Origin of the sequence: Rhizobium sp. 3T7 (genome assembly GCF_020166565.1) — a bacterium.
In the GTDB taxonomy this organism is placed as follows: Bacteria; Pseudomonadota; Alphaproteobacteria; order Rhizobiales; family Rhizobiaceae; genus Rhizobium.
The window spans coordinates 100678-117176 of record NZ_JAIQXS010000005.1; the positions used below are offsets into that span (position 1 = coordinate 100678).

Annotated in this window: 11 protein-coding genes and 1 riboswitch; of the genes, 7 read left to right on the plus strand and 4 right to left on the minus strand. The window is 59.2% G+C overall.

Going from position 1 to position 16499, the window contains the following annotated elements; translation table 11 throughout:
• Positions 1 to 1809 precede the first annotated feature (1809 nt).
• Both K9B32_RS09650 and K9B32_RS09655 read left to right on the plus strand, forming a co-directional pair.
• Positions 1810 to 2256, plus strand: coding sequence for a hypothetical protein (locus tag K9B32_RS09650; RefSeq protein ID WP_224561685.1), 447 nt, complete (start codon positions 1810 to 1812; stop codon positions 2254 to 2256).
• Between the two features lie 176 nt (positions 2257 to 2432).
• The gene (locus K9B32_RS09655; RefSeq protein WP_224561686.1) at positions 2433 to 2777 is read left to right on the plus strand and encodes a cupin domain-containing protein; all 345 of its coding nucleotides are present in this window, start codon (positions 2433 to 2435) and stop codon (positions 2775 to 2777) included.
• An 83-nt stretch (positions 2778 to 2860) separates the two neighbouring features.
• Here the strand turns inward: K9B32_RS09655 and K9B32_RS09660 are convergent, their stop codons facing one another.
• Entirely contained in the window at positions 2861 to 4225 is a 1365-nt protein-coding gene (locus K9B32_RS09660) for a sigma-54-dependent transcriptional regulator (RefSeq protein WP_224561687.1), read from the minus strand.
• The gene (locus tag K9B32_RS09665) at positions 4222 to 6084 is read right to left on the minus strand and encodes an ATP-binding protein (protein WP_224561688.1); all 1863 of its coding nucleotides are present in this window, start codon (positions 6082 to 6084) and stop codon (positions 4222 to 4224) included. The genes K9B32_RS09660 and K9B32_RS09665 overlap by 4 nt, the downstream gene beginning before the upstream one ends.
• A 241-nt stretch (positions 6085 to 6325) precedes the next feature.
• Between K9B32_RS09665 and K9B32_RS09670 the strand changes: the two genes are divergently transcribed.
• Positions 6326 to 7660, plus strand: coding sequence for a dicarboxylate/amino acid:cation symporter (locus K9B32_RS09670; protein ID WP_224561689.1), 1335 nt, complete (start codon positions 6326 to 6328; stop codon positions 7658 to 7660).
• Positions 7661 to 7786: 126 nt separating this feature from the next.
• Here the strand turns inward: K9B32_RS09670 and K9B32_RS09675 are convergent, their stop codons facing one another.
• On the minus strand, positions 7787 to 9031 hold the full coding sequence (locus tag K9B32_RS09675) for a cytochrome P450 (protein ID WP_224561690.1): 1245 nt from the start codon (positions 9029 to 9031) through the stop codon (positions 7787 to 7789).
• Positions 9032 to 9074: 43 nt separating this feature from the next.
• Positions 9075 to 10280, minus strand: a complete 1206-nt coding sequence (locus K9B32_RS09680) for a GGDEF domain-containing protein (RefSeq protein WP_263490662.1) — start codon at positions 10278 to 10280, stop codon at positions 9075 to 9077.
• Between the two features lie 425 nt (positions 10281 to 10705).
• Here K9B32_RS09680 and clpP point away from each other — a divergent pair, with 425 nt between their 5' ends.
• The 4 genes from clpP to hupB all read left to right on the plus strand — a co-directional run bounded on the left by clpP (position 10706) and on the right by hupB (position 16219).
• Positions 10706 to 11335: an ATP-dependent Clp endopeptidase proteolytic subunit ClpP gene (clpP, locus tag K9B32_RS09685; protein WP_224561692.1), complete on the plus strand. Its 630-nt coding sequence runs from the start codon at positions 10706 to 10708 to the stop codon at positions 11333 to 11335.
• Positions 11336 to 11628: 293 nt separating this feature from the next.
• Positions 11629 to 12906, plus strand: a complete 1278-nt coding sequence (clpX, locus tag K9B32_RS09690) for an ATP-dependent Clp protease ATP-binding subunit ClpX (RefSeq protein ID WP_007792128.1) — start codon at positions 11629 to 11631, stop codon at positions 12904 to 12906.
• Between the two features lie 415 nt (positions 12907 to 13321).
• Positions 13322 to 15736 carry an endopeptidase La gene (lon, locus tag K9B32_RS09695; protein ID WP_007792121.1) on the plus strand — a complete coding sequence of 805 codons (2415 nt, stop codon included), beginning with the start codon at positions 13322 to 13324 and terminating at the stop codon, positions 15734 to 15736.
• Positions 15737 to 15943: 207 nt separating this feature from the next.
• On the plus strand, positions 15944 to 16219 hold the full coding sequence (gene hupB / locus K9B32_RS09700; protein WP_007531759.1) for a DNA-binding protein HupB: 276 nt from the start codon (positions 15944 to 15946) through the stop codon (positions 16217 to 16219).
• 123 nt (positions 16220 to 16342) lie between these two features.
• Positions 16343 to 16491: riboswitch (FMN riboswitch) on the plus strand.
• Positions 16492 to 16499: the final 8 nt, after the last annotated feature.

Below are 16499 nucleotides of genomic sequence, written 5' to 3' on the forward strand. Positions count from 1 at the left end.
CGCAATGGCGTCGTCCGGCCGAGCGATGGCAAAACATGCAAATGCCGTCGCAAACCGCCGAAACCCATGCCATGAGCGGCGATAGGGGATGCTGCCCGAACGAACAGCCACAGCCGATCGATTGTTCGAAAAACTGTCCTCTTGCGCTGATTTGCGCATCGATGCCTTTGTGCCGGCACCGGAGAATGGCGAGCCTGGCCGCTTCGTATTCAGCGGCACGTTCCTTCGCGATCGGTCACGACGCCAACCTAGCCTCCGCCTTGGTCGATCCACCGGCGCGACCTCCACGCGTCTAATTCACACACCTCTCCGTTTGCAATCTCGCTCTTTTGCGGGTTCGGCTAACCTATGCTGGCGTGGCAACTGCCCGCCTGAAGAGAATGTGAATCATGAACATCACGAAAAAGTCTGCGCGAGCGAGAATCGCTGCGATTGCCATCCTGTCTGCCTAGACAACGATCTCCTATCGCTTCCAGCTCGGCTCCGACGCTCGGCCCGGACACGACCGGGGTCGATCGCGTCCCGTGCGGTGACCTACGAGGCCTATCGCGCGTGGGCGGACGCGCCAGCCGATAAGCGAGTGACCTTCCCCGACTACAACTGATGACGGCATCGGACCAGACGCGGTAGAAGGCGGCGACTTCGCCCAGCGAGGAGGTACGCGGCCGGGCCAAGCTGAAGCGGGAAAAGCCGCTCGCTTTACACGCCCGCCGTTCGCTCAACCATGTTGGTTCATCAGATGCGCGACAGCATCCGCTGGGCTGCGGGCGTCACGTGAAAGGCCAGGGTGATTTACGGGCCTATTCCTTGCCCGTTTCCCGCTGCTGTATCGCCATAACCGAGGTAGTACGTGACCGCGACCGCCACCCCGGCTGTTAGGAGATATAGAACGTCAAGCCAGTTGAGTGGATTGCCAGAGCCCGCGCTTTGCCTTGCTGGCGTCTTTTGTCGTGCGCGTCATCCGGCGTTAGGTGATTTGGTCGCTTCAAGGTTTACCGGTGCAGCCGGTCCAACTGGCCTTGTGAGACCGTCAACCGGATTGTGAACCCCATAACCCATTGCCAGCGCCCCAAAAAAGATTGCAGCAAGTACCAAGTACGCTAATGCCCCTTCTAGTGTCTGCCGTGTGCCGTGTGCCATTGCCTTAACCCCAATGCCGTCGTTTATCCGCCCACGTCGTGCATAGCATTAGAGCGGCCTTGCGGAATGCCCTTTTGTTCACTCTTTGCTAGTCCAGCAATCACTGTGCTGTGTCAGCCACAGGTTGCAACCATGGTTGTGCCATCACTCGCCTTTAAGTATCGCCGGCTCACTTGTGACAGTGATCGGCTTACCACTTTCCTTTCCACTCGAGCGACTGTTCGTTGGCCGGTTACTCATGATCGCCATACCGCCGTTTCTCGGAATGATGTTCGGGAAAGCGCTGGCCGCAGTAGCTCTTATGGTTCGAGCTGACCGTTCACTTTAGAATGGGCCGAAGGATTTCGACTAGAGTCGGCATAGTGTTTCCGCTCAACGGCGATCCCGCCAGGCTATCTGGTCAATACGCCGTAATCCATGGGGCAATCCGGTATCATGACTGGTATTGGCGCGAAGCCGTCGATGATTCTCTCTGCGTCCAACGCGAACATAGGCGCACACGACGCGAATGATAGCCGACGCGTATGTCGTCATAGACCCCACTGCAATCTTATGACTTGGAAACCGTATGAAAGAGAAATTTAAATAGCTCCACACTGAGTGGATTCTTTTTAAACTGAGCAAATGGCAGGCTCTATCCTGTCAGCAGGTTGATGACCAGGCGACCGAATGAGCAGCGAAATTAGGCGAAACGGCTACATATTGAATTGGCTCGGCGGGTCCGTGCCGGTCCAGGGCGAGGGCACGATTGATGGCCGACGTTTGGATCTTCGCGCACGGAGTGCTGAATGGAGCCTTGAGATCGGCGGAAATGAGAATGGCAGCACGCCCCCGGTTTGGTGGTACGTTGAAGACTGGGGCACATGGCCCGACGCAGGCTACATGCCGGAAGACGAGGCCCTTGCCATGGTCGATAGAGGCGTTACGCTCTATCGCGAGCAGCAACCGGGAGAGATCGGCCCCGGGCACCCTGGCTATGACGATTTCATCGTGCGGGCTTGGAGTGAGGCCATGCTAGGTACCGCGAACGCAGCGCAGGCTATGGACATTGGCACGGGCCAGACCGCCGCATCATGTCACCAGCTTGGCACCAGTCGGAGAGAGTATCGTTGCTAACCTCATCGTAATGTAGCGAATGGTTGTAAATTTGAACAAGGGTATGCTGCGAAAGCTCAACAGCCGAACAAGGGTATGCTGCTAAGGTGTCGAACGGATATTGCGAACGCGCTCGAAAAAGCTCACGATTTGAATAGCTGCTTATGCAAACGTTTGCTGCGAAGGACGCTGAGACAATGGCAAACTACCTGACCTTTGACATTAGCGGCGTCGAACCGGCGTTCGGCGCCCCGGACGCCGACCGTGTGCTTGTTGGGGATCCGCAGTTCAAGACCTGGAGTCTGGAGGAGGCCGCTGGCGGCCTTTATTCCGGCGTATGGGAAGCATCCCCCGGCAAGTGGCGCATCGTCTATGATGAGTGGGAGTATTTCAGCGTGCTCTCGGGTTACTCCATCGTGACGGAGGATGGGGGCGATGTCGTGCACCTGCGAGCGGGCGATCGGATGATCCTCAAGCCGGGCTTCAAGGGAACCTGGGAAGTCGTTGAAACGACTCGCAAGGACTATGTCATCAGACTCTGATTTCAGCGCAGCAACAGGCTGAGCGAAGGGGGTCGAGGGATAGTCCGTCGACGCGTTTCCGTCTTGTCCTCCACGGGCTAGACCTAGCTCCTGTCGGAAGAAGACGCGAAATCGCTGCGGACGATGCCGTGGCGTTGCAGCTTGTCGTAGAACGTCTTCCTGGGAATGCCGAGTTCCGCAATCGTACGACGCACGTCGCCGTCGTTGGCGTTCAGAGCTTCGCGAATGATGTGAGCCTCGTAGCGTTCGAGCCGGTCCGGCAGCGACAGGGTTTCGTCCGCCTCCGGCGCTGCTGCCGGCATACGGCTAGAGATGTGTCCGACTCCCAGGACAAACCGCTCGGCAAAATGCGATAGCTCGCGCACGTTGCCCGGCCAGACGTGTTCCCGCAGATGGCGGTGGATCGACGGCGGGATCGCAGGCACGTCCCGCTTGAAGCGGCTCGCGGCGCGCTCGGCGAAGTAGCCGAAAAGAAGTGGAATATCGTCTCGGCGCTCCTTGAGCGGCGGGATGGAGATCGTCACAACGTTGAGCCGATAATAGAGATCTTCTCGAAAATCGCCGCGTTGGCGGGGGTCGCCGAGATCGATCTTGGAGGCAGCAACGACACGCAGATCGACCGGCCGGACCTCGTTAGTGCCGAGCGGTGTAACCTCGCGCATTTCGAGCACGCGTAACATCTGCACCTGCGTTGCCGGTGGCATGCTCTCGATCTCGTCGAGGAAGAGGGTTCCGCCGCTCGCATGTTCGATGCGCCCGATGCGTTTCTTCTGCGCGCCGGTGAAGGCGCCCGGCTCGTGACCGAACAGCTCGCTTTCAACCACACTCTCCGGCAGCGCCCCGCAGTTAAGCGCGACGAAATTGCCGGATGCGCGCCGGCTCCAGCGGTGGAGCAGGCTTGCAACCACCTCCTTGCCGCTGCCGGTTTCTCCCATAAGGAGCACGTCGACATCAGTATCGGCAATCTGCCGCAAGGTGTGGCGCAGCCGCTCCATCGCCGGTGTCTGGCCGATCAGCGGCAGGTCGTCGCGCGCGTCTTCGGTGGCTTTCCGCAAAGATCTGTTTTCCATGACGAGGCGGCGCTTTTCGGCAGCGCGCCGCACGCTTTGGATGAGTCGGTCTGTCGCGAAAGGCTTTGTGATGAAGTCGTAGACGCCGTCCTGCATGGCTTTAACCGCCATCGGAATGTCGCCGTGGCCGGTGACCAGGATGACCGGGAGGTCCTCGTCCTGCTGTCGCACGCGGCCGAAGAGTTGCAAGCCATCGATCTCAGGCATTCGGATATCAGAAACGAGAACGCCTGCGAAATCCGGGTTCAGTGCGGCCAGCGCTTCGCCAGCGTCCGAAAAGGCGGAAACGGCAAAGCCGGCGAGTTCAAGCGTCTGCTTGGTTGCCCGCAGCAGGTCCTTGTCGTCATCTACGAGGAAGATCGGTGTTGCATCGCTCATGCTCTGGCCTTCCGCAAATGCACCGTGAAGCAGGTTCCGGTTTCATCGCTTGTTACGTCGATGCGGCCGCCGTAGTCGGCTACGATGTCCTTGGAAATGACGAGACCAAGACCCAGACCTCTCTCCTTGGACGTGTTGAATGGTGTGAAAAGCGACTTCAGGATGGCAGGCGAAATGCCCGGACCATTGTCGGCGACTTCGATTGCAACCTCGTCGTCTGTCTCGGTTACGAAGACGTCGACCTTCGCATCGGCTCGCCCATCAAGCGCTTCCAAGGCGTTCTGGAACAGGTTGATCAGAATCTGCTCAAGCCGGATCCGGTTGCCCAGCACGCGTAGCCCTGTTGGCGGCGGCCGGATGTGCAGCGCCTCCAACTGACCGGCAAATCGGCTTTTCAGCAGAACCACCGCCCCGTCGATAACGCCGCGCAATTCAACAGGCTCTGCCGCCGCACGACCTTTTCGCGCGAAGGCCTTCAATTCGTCGGTAATCGCGCCGATCCGCTCGGTGAGGCCCGCAATCGCTTCGAGGTTTTCGTCGACGGGACTCGTTTGCTTGCGCTCCAGGAAGACGCGGGCATTGTCCGCGTAAGCGCGTATGGTTGCCACCGGTTGATTGATCTCATGCGCAACGCCCGCCGCGACTTGGCCGAGGATCGCGAGCCGGTTCGCCTGCACCAGCTCCTGCTGCACGATCTGCAGTCTTGCTTCCGTTTCCCGATGATCGGAGATTTCGGCTTGCAGACGGTCGCGTGCCCGACTGAGATCATCTGTTCGGGCGATGACCCGCCGTTCCAGCTCCTCGCGCATCGCTTGTTCTTCCGCGATCTTCGTCGCAGCCGCTTGGCGCCTCCACAGAAGAAATGCCGCGATGGCGAGCAGCGGTAGAAGCACGGCCAGAGACAGCAGCCGCATTTCGCGAACCGACGCCGCGACCGGCGCGTCGGTGGGCACAAGATATTCCAGATGCCAGGGCGTGGTGGGGACGGGTGTCGTGAGGTGCAGATACTGACCTTCCCCACCACCGGGAAGAACAGCGGAAACAAGCGATGCCTCGGTGTCGATGGGCTGTGGGCGCATGATCGGCAATGTCGCCAGCGGCGCATCGCCGAACTGCAGACTGTTGCGAATGGCGGCAAGGTCGGCCTCCGGCACAGGCCTGTTCATCATAAAACGCCAGGAGGGGATGCTGGTGATCAGGACAACGCCGCGATCATCGGTAACGTAGACGGGGCGATGCGTGTCGCGCCAGTCGCTCTCGAGTCGGTCGAACTCAAGCTTGACGACCACGACGCCAAGCGGTGCTGTGGCACTGCCCACACGACGGGAAATGTAGAGGCCAGGGCGCTTGCTGACACTGCCCAGGGCAAAGTGCTCGGCGGTTCCTTCTTCCATCGCCTTTCGGAAGTAGTCGCGAAAGGTGTAGTCATTGCCGACGAAGCTGATCGGTTCCCGCCAATTGCTCGAGGACACGGCGATGCCGTTGGGGCCGATGACGTAGAGCACGGCTGCCTGTGTTCCCGTGACGAGCCGCTCAAGCTTCCGATTCAATATGTCGATCGCATCGTTGCCTTCGGAGGAGAGACCATCGAGAACCTGTTGGTCTTCGGCAAGAAGCAGCGGTAGCGCGCGGGGCCTCTCCAGGACCGCGTTGAGGAGTGCGACCTTGAGGTTGGCGTCGGTTCGACTTTGACCCTCAATCGCATCGATGGCGGAGCCGCGCCCATACACGTCCGCGGCAAAGAGTGCAACAAGGACCAGTACTGCCGAAACGGAGGCAAACACGATCCACACGCGCCGCACCCGCCGGCGGGTGCGGTCGAAAGAGCCGAAACCTGACATCGAAGTCGACTGAAGCATTATTCACCTTGTGTGCAATTCCGCACTCACGTCAAATCAATTTGTGCGAAAATACGCTCACGTCTTCCGGTCGACCCTACGGTCTCTACAGAAAATTATTTCTGCATCAATGATTTAGTCCTGTAATCTATGACTTGGCACGCATGTTGCAAATCCTCCGCAAACAGCCGCGTGGGCTGTTGACTTGGTAACGCAATCGCCCCGGGAGGCCGCTTTGGTTTTGGGGCACATGGAGGACATCATGGGTGCAGCACTTCCAGTCGCGCAGCCGCGCGGCAAGGTTCCCTTCTATCGACTTCTCTACGTGCAGGTTCTTGCCGCCATCTGTGCCGGCATCCTGCTTGGTCATTTCTATCCCGACATCGGCTCCTCGCTGAAGCCGCTCGGTGACGCCTTCATCAAGCTCGTCAAGATGATCATCGCCCCCGTCATCTTCTTGACGGTTGCGACGGGCATTGCCGGCATGTCCGATCTGCAGAAGGTTGGACGCGTCGCCGGTAAGGCGATGCTATACTTCCTCGTCTTTTCAACGCTGGCACTGGCGGTCGGCCTAGTGGTCGCCAATGTCATACAGCCGGGCGCCGGCATGCATATCGATCCGGCGACGCTGGATGCCAAGGCCGTGGCAAGTTACGCGGCGAAAGCTCATGACACGACCATCACGGGCTTCCTGATGAACATTATTCCGAACACCATCGTTGGTGCCTTTGCCGACGGCGATATTCTTCAGGTGCTTTTCTTCTCCGTCCTGTTCGGCATCGCGCTTGCCATGGTCGGCGATCGCGGCCGTCCGGTCGTCGACTTCCTGCAGGCACTGACCGCGCCGGTCTTCAAGCTGGTGGCAGTCCTGATGAAGGCCGCTCCAATCGGCGCTTTCGGCGCCATGGCCTTCACGATCGGAAAATACGGCATCGGTTCCATTGCAAATCTGGCAATGCTGATCGGTACCTTCTACCTGACGTCGCTGCTCTTCGTGCTCGTCGTCCTCGGCGCGGTCGCGCGCTACAACGGCTTCTCGATCCTGGCCTTGATCCGCTACATCAAGGAAGAGCTCCTACTCGTGCTCGGCACCTCCTCTTCGGAAGCGGCACTTCCGGGCCTCATGGCCAAGATGGAGCAGGCAGGCTGCAAACGCTCTGTTGTCGGTCTCGTCATTCCGACGGGCTATTCCTTCAATCTCGACGGCACGAACATCTATATGACGCTCGCAGCCCTCTTCATCGCTCAGGCGACGGACACGCCGCTGACCCTGGCGGATCAGATCCTGCTCCTGCTGGTTGCGATGCTGAGCTCCAAGGGCGCTGCCGGCATCACCGGCGCCGGCTTCATTACGCTCGCTGCAACGCTCTCCGTTGTGCCCTCGGTTCCAGTTGCCGGCATGGCGTTGATCCTCGGCATCGATCGCTTCATGTCGGAATGCCGCGCCTTGACGAACTTTGTCGGCAACGCGGTTGCAACGGTCGTCGTCGCCCGCTGGGAAAATGAGCTTGACCAGACGAAGTTTGCTGCTGCCTTAGCCGGCAAGTTGCCGCCGGAACCGGTAGACGGAGTGCCGGCTCTGCAGGCTGCGGAATAACGCCTCGCCGCAAGGCACCAGAAAGAAACGGAAAGCCCGCGTTCTCTGAACTGACCCCCGAAGGTTGTTGTCCAACTTTATGGGGTCAGTTCATCTTTCCCGAGCGCGGGCTTTCTTGTTTGTGGCCTACCAAGCCAGATCCAGGCGGTCCAATCCATGGAAATGATAGACGTCTTTCACGACGGGCGTCCGGGCGAGCCTGAGCCCAGGCAGCCGCTTGAAGAGAATTGGCAGGACGATGTTCAGTTCCAGTCTTGCCAGCGGCGCCCCGATGCAGAAATGGATGCCCGCGCCAAAGGAGAGGTTGGCAGCCTCGTTGCGGTCAGGTTTGAAGGTCAGCGGATCACTGAATTTTGTTGGGTCGAGGTTGGCAGCGGCCAGAATGAGGCTCACCTTGTCGCCTCGCTTGAATGAAATGCCGTCGATCTCGACGGGTTCGAGAGCCCAGCGCTGGAAAATGTGAACCGGCGCGCAGATGCGCAGGGACTCTTCCACGGTTTGTTCGGTCGTTGCCTCGTCCTTGAAGAGTTCGGTCGGATCGCTTCCGCTTTCCAAGATGATGCGAACTGAGTTACCGATCTGGTGGACCGTCGCCTCGTGACCGGCATTGAGCAGTACGATCGTCGTCGAGACGAGCTCGTCCTCGGTCAGATACTGGCCCTTGTGTTCGGTATGAATCATATGCGTCAGCAGGTCGTCCTGCGGGCTGGCGCGGCGCTCGGCGATGACCGTCTTTATATAGTCCGAAAATTCCTTGGCGGCCCGCTCGGCGCCATCTTCGTCCTCGCGGGTGCGACCGAAGAGATACATGCGAATGTAGGCGTGGGACCACTTCAGGAGCTGCGGTCCCATTTCCTCCGGAATGCCGATCATGCGGGCAATCATCGTTACCGGAATAATATCGGCAAATGCTGAAAGCAGCTCGACTCCGTTGTCCTTCTCGAAACCATCAATGAGCCTATTGGCGAGCTGGGCAAGCTCCGGCTTCATCTTCTCGACGTGGCGAGAGACGAAAGCGCGGTTAACGAGCGTTCGCAAACGGGTATGCTCGGGTGGCTCCAGCTCTAGCAACGAGTATCGTTCGGCGAGATCGAAATTCGCCACGTGCTGATCCGGTTCGGGAAGACCAAGCTCATCACGCGAGGCTATGTGAAGGATCTGGCGGCCGAAGCGGCGATCGCGAAGCAGGCTGTTGACGTGGTCGTAGCCGGTGAAGAACCACTGCTTCTGCTGCTCCCAATAGAATGTGGGGCAGTGCGCGTGCAGAGCGGCGTAGACGGTGTTCGGATCGCTATAGAAGGCGGGATTGCTTGCGTCGAGGAAGACGTGGCGTGTGGCGGGATCGATGGAAAGGAATGGTGGGATCATCATGCTTCGAGGCTTAGCGGATTTGCCAAGCCTCGAAAAGATGGGCTCAACCTCTGGACAGTGATCCGACACGGCGAAGCGCATGAATCTGGTCGTCAAGTGTTGGGACAAGTTCGCCACCTGTTTGATCCGGCTGCGGAGGCGGCGGAGCCGCCGCTTCGGCTTCACCAAAGATGACAGTGCAGTTGCGGCCGGCTGCCTTGGCGGCATATAGCGCGCGATCGGCCGCCGAAACCAGCTTGTCCCTATTGGCCTCGATGGCCGAGGCGAGGGCGACGCCAGTGCTGACCGTTGCGGGAATGATCGCGTCGCCGGTGCTCACCGGGACCCGGCAGAATTCGGCACGGATCGATTCCGCGAGCGCTTCCGCCTCGGTCTGGTCGGCCACCGTCGCGAACGCGGCAAACTCCTCGCCGCCCATGCGGCCGAAGGCGCCGGCAGGGACGAACTGGCGGGCCATGCGTGCAAAGACCGTCAGCACGATGTCGCCAGCCTGGTGTCCGAACCGATCGTTGACGCGTTTGAAGTGGTCGAGGTCGAAGAGCAGTACGGCGACCTGGCGGTTGTTGTAAAACGCGCTCTCCTGAATGTCATCGAACCGGCCGAAAAGGCCGCGTCGGTTCAAGACGCCCGTCAGCGAATCGGTCAGGCTGAGCACACGAAGGTGTTTCTCCGAACGTTCCATGATGACGACGCAGGTTAGCGCGCACGCTAGGGTCAGCAGGAAGCCCGTCGCCATAGCCGCGGCGCCCGCGAAGTTGGCGGCTTCCGCGTCGGTGGGGCCGATGACCGCCATTGCCGTCGCCGTACCGAAGCACAGGAGGCTCTGGATCACAAAGATAGCCCCCAGTTTGCTTCTTGAGCCCTCGCTGCGCTGGCCGGTCATGCAGACTGCCATTGCTAGTGCCGTCGCGCCGGTGGCCGAGGCCAGGTTGTAGAGAATGACGCGATTGGTGTAGTCGTCATTGACCCACGGCAGGAAGACGCCACCCAACCAAACGAGCGGTGGCAGCAATGCCCACCATTCGAGCTTGCGACGGTCAAGCGCCAGGTACCCGGCAACCCACGCGCTCTGCCCACATAGCGCGATCGTGTTGCCGATCTCGATGGAGAGAATGTCAGGTATCTGCCCGCGCAGCGCAACCATTGCGAAACCCACGCCGCTAAGAAGAAAACCCATTCCCCAATAGAAATAGGTCTTGTTCCGGACATTGTGGCGCCAGGCCATGAACGCTACCAGCGCGAGCGTCATGGCTTCCGAGCACCAAATGGCTAATCCAGTCGTAACATTGAACACGGCAATACCCCTTGCATTGCGCGTATTCTCTCGGAGGAAACTGGCAACTTCATTAATTACGCCTGGCCCGTCGGCGCATTTTTGTGCCGAGTTGTGGTTAGGCTTTCTGGTCTGTAAACGCAGCATAGTCGCAAGTGGATTCAGAATTCGTTCATCCTGGCACCGACAAAAGCTGTGCGACCGCGCGATCGCCGCTCGCTCTTCGAAGCTATTTGCAGGAATGAGCGCACATCGGGCGAAAAGTTGTTCGCCTTACGCCTGCCCCTCTTAACGTTATCCATCGGCGCGTCTTGAAGAGGAGGGCAGGGAAGCTCTATGTAGGGATAAGGCAATTTCTTTGATTCCCGGCTGTAGCCGGCAGACGTTGACAAAGGACGCACATGAGAAACCCAGTCGATACCGCTATGGCCCTCGTGCCAATGGTCGTGGAACAGACCAATCGCGGTGAACGCTCCTACGACATCTATTCGCGCCTGCTCAAGGAACGCATCATCTTCCTGACTGGGCCGGTCGAGGATCACATGGCCACGCTCGTCTGCGCCCAGCTCCTGTTCCTCGAGGCCGAAAACCCGAAGAAGGAAATTGCGCTCTACATCAACTCGCCGGGCGGCGTTGTTACTGCCGGCATGGCGATCTACGACACGATGCAGTTCATCAAACCTGCTGTCTCGACGCTCTGCATCGGCCAGGCCGCCTCCATGGGCTCGCTGCTGCTTGCTGCCGGCCACAAGGACATGCGCTTTGCCACCCCGAATTCCCGCATCATGGTGCATCAGCCATCGGGCGGCTTCCAGGGCCAGGCATCGGACATCGAGCGTCACGCCCGCGATATTCTGAAGATGAAGCGCCGCCTCAACGAAGTTTACGTCAAGCACACCGGTCGCACCTACGAGGAAGTCGAAAAGACCCTCGACCGCGACCACTTCATGGATGCGGACGAGGCTCAGACCTGGGGCGTCATCGACAAGGTTCTGACGTCTCGCGTCGAGATGGAAGGCGATACCGCCTAGTGAGAAGTAGGGATGGTGTTGTATCCGCCACAGTTCTATCTCATTTGTGATCGAACAAGGGAAGAAACCCGGTGGCGGGTGCGGCAATCTCAAGTATTAATGCTATGTTGGATTTTTATGACATAGCATCGGCAGTCGAAGGGGAATTCGTTGCCGCCGGAGCCAGGACAGCATAGTTTGGACCGGTTCGTACCCCTTAACGGCCTTGGCCGGCTGGGGCTCCAAGCGTGGAGCAGGCCAATGAGTGGACCGTAATTTCACCTTGAAATGCGGCGTGCTGGAAGGAAAGTGATATGAGCAAGGTCAGCGGCAGCAACGGCGGCGACTCTAAAAACACCCTGTACTGCTCCTTCTGCGGAAAGAGCCAGCACGAAGTCCGGAAGCTGATTGCCGGACCGACGGTTTTCATTTGCGATGAATGCGTCGAACTGTGCATGGACATCATTCGCGAAGAGAACAAGTCCTCGATGGTCAAGTCCCGTGACGGCGTTCCCACGCCCCAGGACATCATCAAGGTTCTCGACGAATACGTCATCGGCCAGCGCCAGGCGAAGAAGATCCTGTCCGTCGCCGTTCACAACCATTACAAGCGCCTGGCGCATGCCACGAAGAACAGCGAAGTCGAGCTGGCGAAGTCGAACATCATGCTGGTCGGCCCGACTGGCTGCGGCAAGACCTATCTTGCCCAAACGCTCGCTCGCATCATCGACGTGCCCTTCACCATGGCCGATGCGACGACGCTGACGGAAGCCGGCTATGTCGGTGAGGACGTCGAAAACATCATCCTGAAGCTGCTGCAGGCTGCTGACTACAACGTCGAGCGCGCTCAGCGCGGCATCGTCTACATCGATGAAGTCGACAAGATCTCCCGCAAGTCGGACAACCCGTCGATCACCCGCGACGTGTCTGGCGAGGGCGTCCAGCAGGCGTTGTTGAAGATCATGGAAGGCACGGTCGCCTCCGTGCCGCCACAGGGCGGCCGCAAGCATCCGCAGCAAGAGTTCCTGCAGGTCGACACCACGAACATCCTGTTCATCTGCGGTGGTGCCTTTGCCGGTCTCGACAAGATCATCTCCGCGCGCGGCGAGAAGACCTCGATCGGCTTCGGCGCAACGGTCAAGGCTCCGGACGACCGCCGCGTCGGCGAGGTTCTGCGCGAACTCGAGCCCGAAGATCTGGTCAAGTTCGGCCTGATCCCTGAGTTCATCGGCCGTCTGCCGGTCCTGGCGACGCTCGAGGATCTCGATGAGGATGCGCTGATCCAGATCCTGTCCGAGCCGAAGAACGCGCTGATCAAGCAGTACCAACGCCTGTTCGAGATGGAAGACGTGGAACTAACCTTCCACGAGGACGCTCTTCGCGAGATCGCCCGCAAGGCGATCGTGCGCAAGACCGGTGCTCGCGGCCTTCGCTCGATCATGGAAAAGATCCTGCTCGACACGATGTTCGAACTGCCGGCGCTGGAAGGCGTACGTGAGGTCGTTATCTCCGAGGAAGTGGCGCGCGGCTCCGCCCGTCCGCTTTACATCTACGCCGATCGACAAGACGAGAAGGCCAACGCTTCGGCGTGAGGCATTAGAGATATCTTTACGATACGAACCGTGAATTTAAGGGGCTTGCCGTCGGCAGGCCTCTTTCTATTTCAAAACCAGTGCACGACCTTGATAAATCTTGCTAAAGAGGTCTGAAAGCGCTTCTGCTGCCGTTGCGGATTTCCAAGTCCGTGGCAATTATGGAATGATTCCGTTGGTGTGTTTCGGCCTTGTGCGTTAGCCGGCGCGGATGTGGCAAGCGCCGGTCCAGCCTGGCGCTCCAGAGTGAAGGTGTTCCGTTGTAGCATAGCTGTCATGTCCAGGGGGACACCGGCCATGGCGCAGCTTGAAAAGCATAATCAGAACCTCCACTTGTTGTCTCAAGTGGAGTGCGGCCCGGTTCTAGTGGCCGCGCCAGAAGAGCCCGGCAACGGGACGATGGAAAGGAAATAAAATGACGAAGAAAACGTCAGTTGCGAGCATCGCATATCCGGTTTTGCCCCTGCGCGATATCGTCGTCTTCCCGCATATGATCGTGCCGCTGTTCGTCGGCCGCGAGAAGTCGATCCGTGCGCTTGAGGAGGTCATGGGATCGGACAAGCAGATCATGCTCGTCACGCAGATCAACGCGAGCGATGACGATCCGGAACCCTCTGCCATTCACAATGTCGGCACCGTCGCCAACGTACTGCAGCTGCTGAAGCTGCCTGATGGCACCGTCAAGGTTCTGGTCGAAGGTCGCGCACGCGCGGAGATCGACGCCTACACCGATCGCGAGGACTTTTATGAAGCCCTTGGCCATGTTCTCGAAGAGCCGCATGACGATCCGGTCGAACTGGAAGCGCTCAGCCGCTCGGTCGTGTCCGAATTCGAGAGCTACGTAAAGCTCAACAAGAAGATCTCGCCTGAGGTCGTTGGCGCCGCTAGCCAGATCGACGACTACTCGAAGCTTGCCGACACGGTTGCGTCGCACCTGTCGATCAAGATCACCGAGAAGCAGGAGATGCTGGAAACCACCAGTGTCAAGGCCCGCCTCGAAAAGGCGCTCGGCTTCATGGAAGGCGAGATCTCGGTCCTGCAGGTCGAAAAGCGCATTCGTTCGCGCGTGAAGCGCCAGATGGAGAAGACCCAGCGCGAGTACTACCTGAATGAGCAGATGAAGGCGATCCAGAAGGAGCTCGGCGACGGCGAGGAAGGCCGCGACGAGATGGCCGAACTGGAAGAACGCATCTCCAAGACGAAGCTGTCGAAAGAGGCACGCGAAAAGGCCGATGCCGAGCTGAAGAAGCTGCGGCAGATGAGCCCGATGTCGGCTGAAGCGACTGTTGTCCGCAACTATCTCGACTGGCTGCTCGGCATTCCGTGGGGCAAGAAGTCGAAGATCAAGACGGACCTCAACAACGCCGAGAAGATCCTCGAAGCAGATCACTTCGGTCTCGACAAGGTCAAGGAGCGCATCGTCGAGTACCTGGCTGTTCAGGCTCGCGCGACCAAGATCAAGGGTCCGATCCTGTGCCTCGTCGGCCCTCCGGGCGTCGGCAAGACCTCGCTCGCCCAGTCGATCGCCAAGGCGACTGGCCGTGAGTATGTCCGCATGGCGCTCGGCGGCGTTCGGGACGAAGCTGAAATCCGCGGTCACCGCCGCACCTACATCGGTTCGATGCCCGGCAAGGTCATCCAGTCGATGAAGAAGGCGAAGAAGTCCAATCCGCTCTTCCTGCTCGACGAGATCGACAAGATGGGTCAGGATTTCCGCGGCGATCCGTCGTCTGCTCTGCTCGAGGTGCTGGATCCGGCTCAGAACTCGACCTTCATGGATCACTACCTGGAGGTCGAATACGACCTGTCGGACGTGATGTTCATCACGACGGCGAACACGCTGAACATTCCGGCGCCCTTGATGGACCGCATGGAAGTCATCCGCATCGCCGGCTACACCGAAGACGAAAAGCGTGAGATCGCCAAGCGGCACCTGCTGCCGAAGGCCATCAAGGAGCATGCTCTGCAGCCGAATGAATTCTCGGTCAGCGACGATGCCCTGATGGCGATCAGCCAGCAGTACACCCGCGAAGCCGGTGTTCGTAACTTCGAACGCGAATTGATGAAGCTCGCCCGCAAGGCGGTGACCGAGATCATCAAGGGCAAGACGAAGTCCGTTCATGTGACGGCCGAAAACATTGACGACTATCTGGGCGTTCCGCGCTTCCGCCACGGCGAAGCAGAACGCGAAGATCAGGTCGGCGTGGTCACCGGTCTGGCCTGGACGGAAGTCGGCGGCGAACTGCTGACGATCGAAGGCGTCATGATGCCGGGCAAGGGTCGGATGACCGTGACCGGCAACCTGAAGGAAGTCATGAAGGAGTCGATCTCCGCAGCGGCATCTTACGTCCGCTCGCGCGCTGTCGATTTCGGCATCGAGCCGCCGCGCTTCGATAAGAGCGACATCCACGTGCACGTGCCGGAAGGTGCGACGCCGAAGGATGGTCCGTCGGCCGGTGTCGCCATGGCGACCGCGATCGTCTCGATCATGACCGGTATCCCGGTCGACAAGAACGTCGCGATGACCGGTGAAATCACCCTTCGCGGCCGGGTGCTGCCGATCGGCGGCCTGAAGGAAAAGCTGCTCGCAGCGCTTCGCGGTGGCATCAAGAAGGTGCTGATCCCGGAAGAAAACGCCAAGGATCTGGCGGAGATTCCGGACAACGTGAAGAACAACATGGAGATCATCCCGGTGTCCCGCATGGGCGAGGTGATCAAGCATGCGCTGGTCCGCAGACCCGAAGCGATCGAGTGGGATGGCACGGTGGAAACACCGGTCATTGCAACGGTCGAAGGGCTCGACGAAACGGGTGCAACCATAGCTCACTGAGCTTTGTTTGCCACATTCGTGCCCAATTGCTTAAAAACCCTGAAAAGGCTGGCGTTTTCGCCAGCCTTTTTTTGTGAAATCGACGCGCAGACTCTTGCATTTCCTTGATTTGCAGGGTCTTTGGGGTGCGGCGGGCCTGATGAACTCTATTCTGAGCCTAGCTTATAAATTTGAGTCGTTTCGAACCATTTAGAAAGGGGTGGAAACATGAACAAGAATGAACTCGTGTCCGCAGTTGCTGAAAAGGCAGGACTCTCGAAGACCGATGCTGCTTCCGCAGTCGACGCTGTTTTCGAAGTTGTCCAGGCTGAACTGAAGGGCAAGGGCGACGTTCGCCTCGCTGGTTTCGGTAGCTTCACCGTTTCCCATCGCGCTGCCACGAAGGGCCGCAACCCGTCCACGGGCGCAGAAGTCGATATTCCGGCTCGCAACGTGCCGAAGTTCACGCCCGGCAAGGGCCTGAAGGACGCCGTTAACGGCTGATATGAATTTGCTTGGCGGTCGGGCAACGAGACCGGCGGTGCAAGTTTCGAAGGGTTCGGCCACGGCCGGACCCTTTTTGCATCTCGCGGACTTGTCGGCACGCGAGGTATGTCTTACGGAAAATACTGTTCTCAGGGCGGGGTGAAAGTCCCCACCGGCGGTAAGGGCCTCGGCTCAAGCCCGCGAGCGCCTTTCGGCCGGTGCCAAAAGGGTCAGCAGATCCGGTGCAATTCCGGAGCCGACGGTTACAGTCCGGATGAAAGAGAATGAGCGGAGCGGG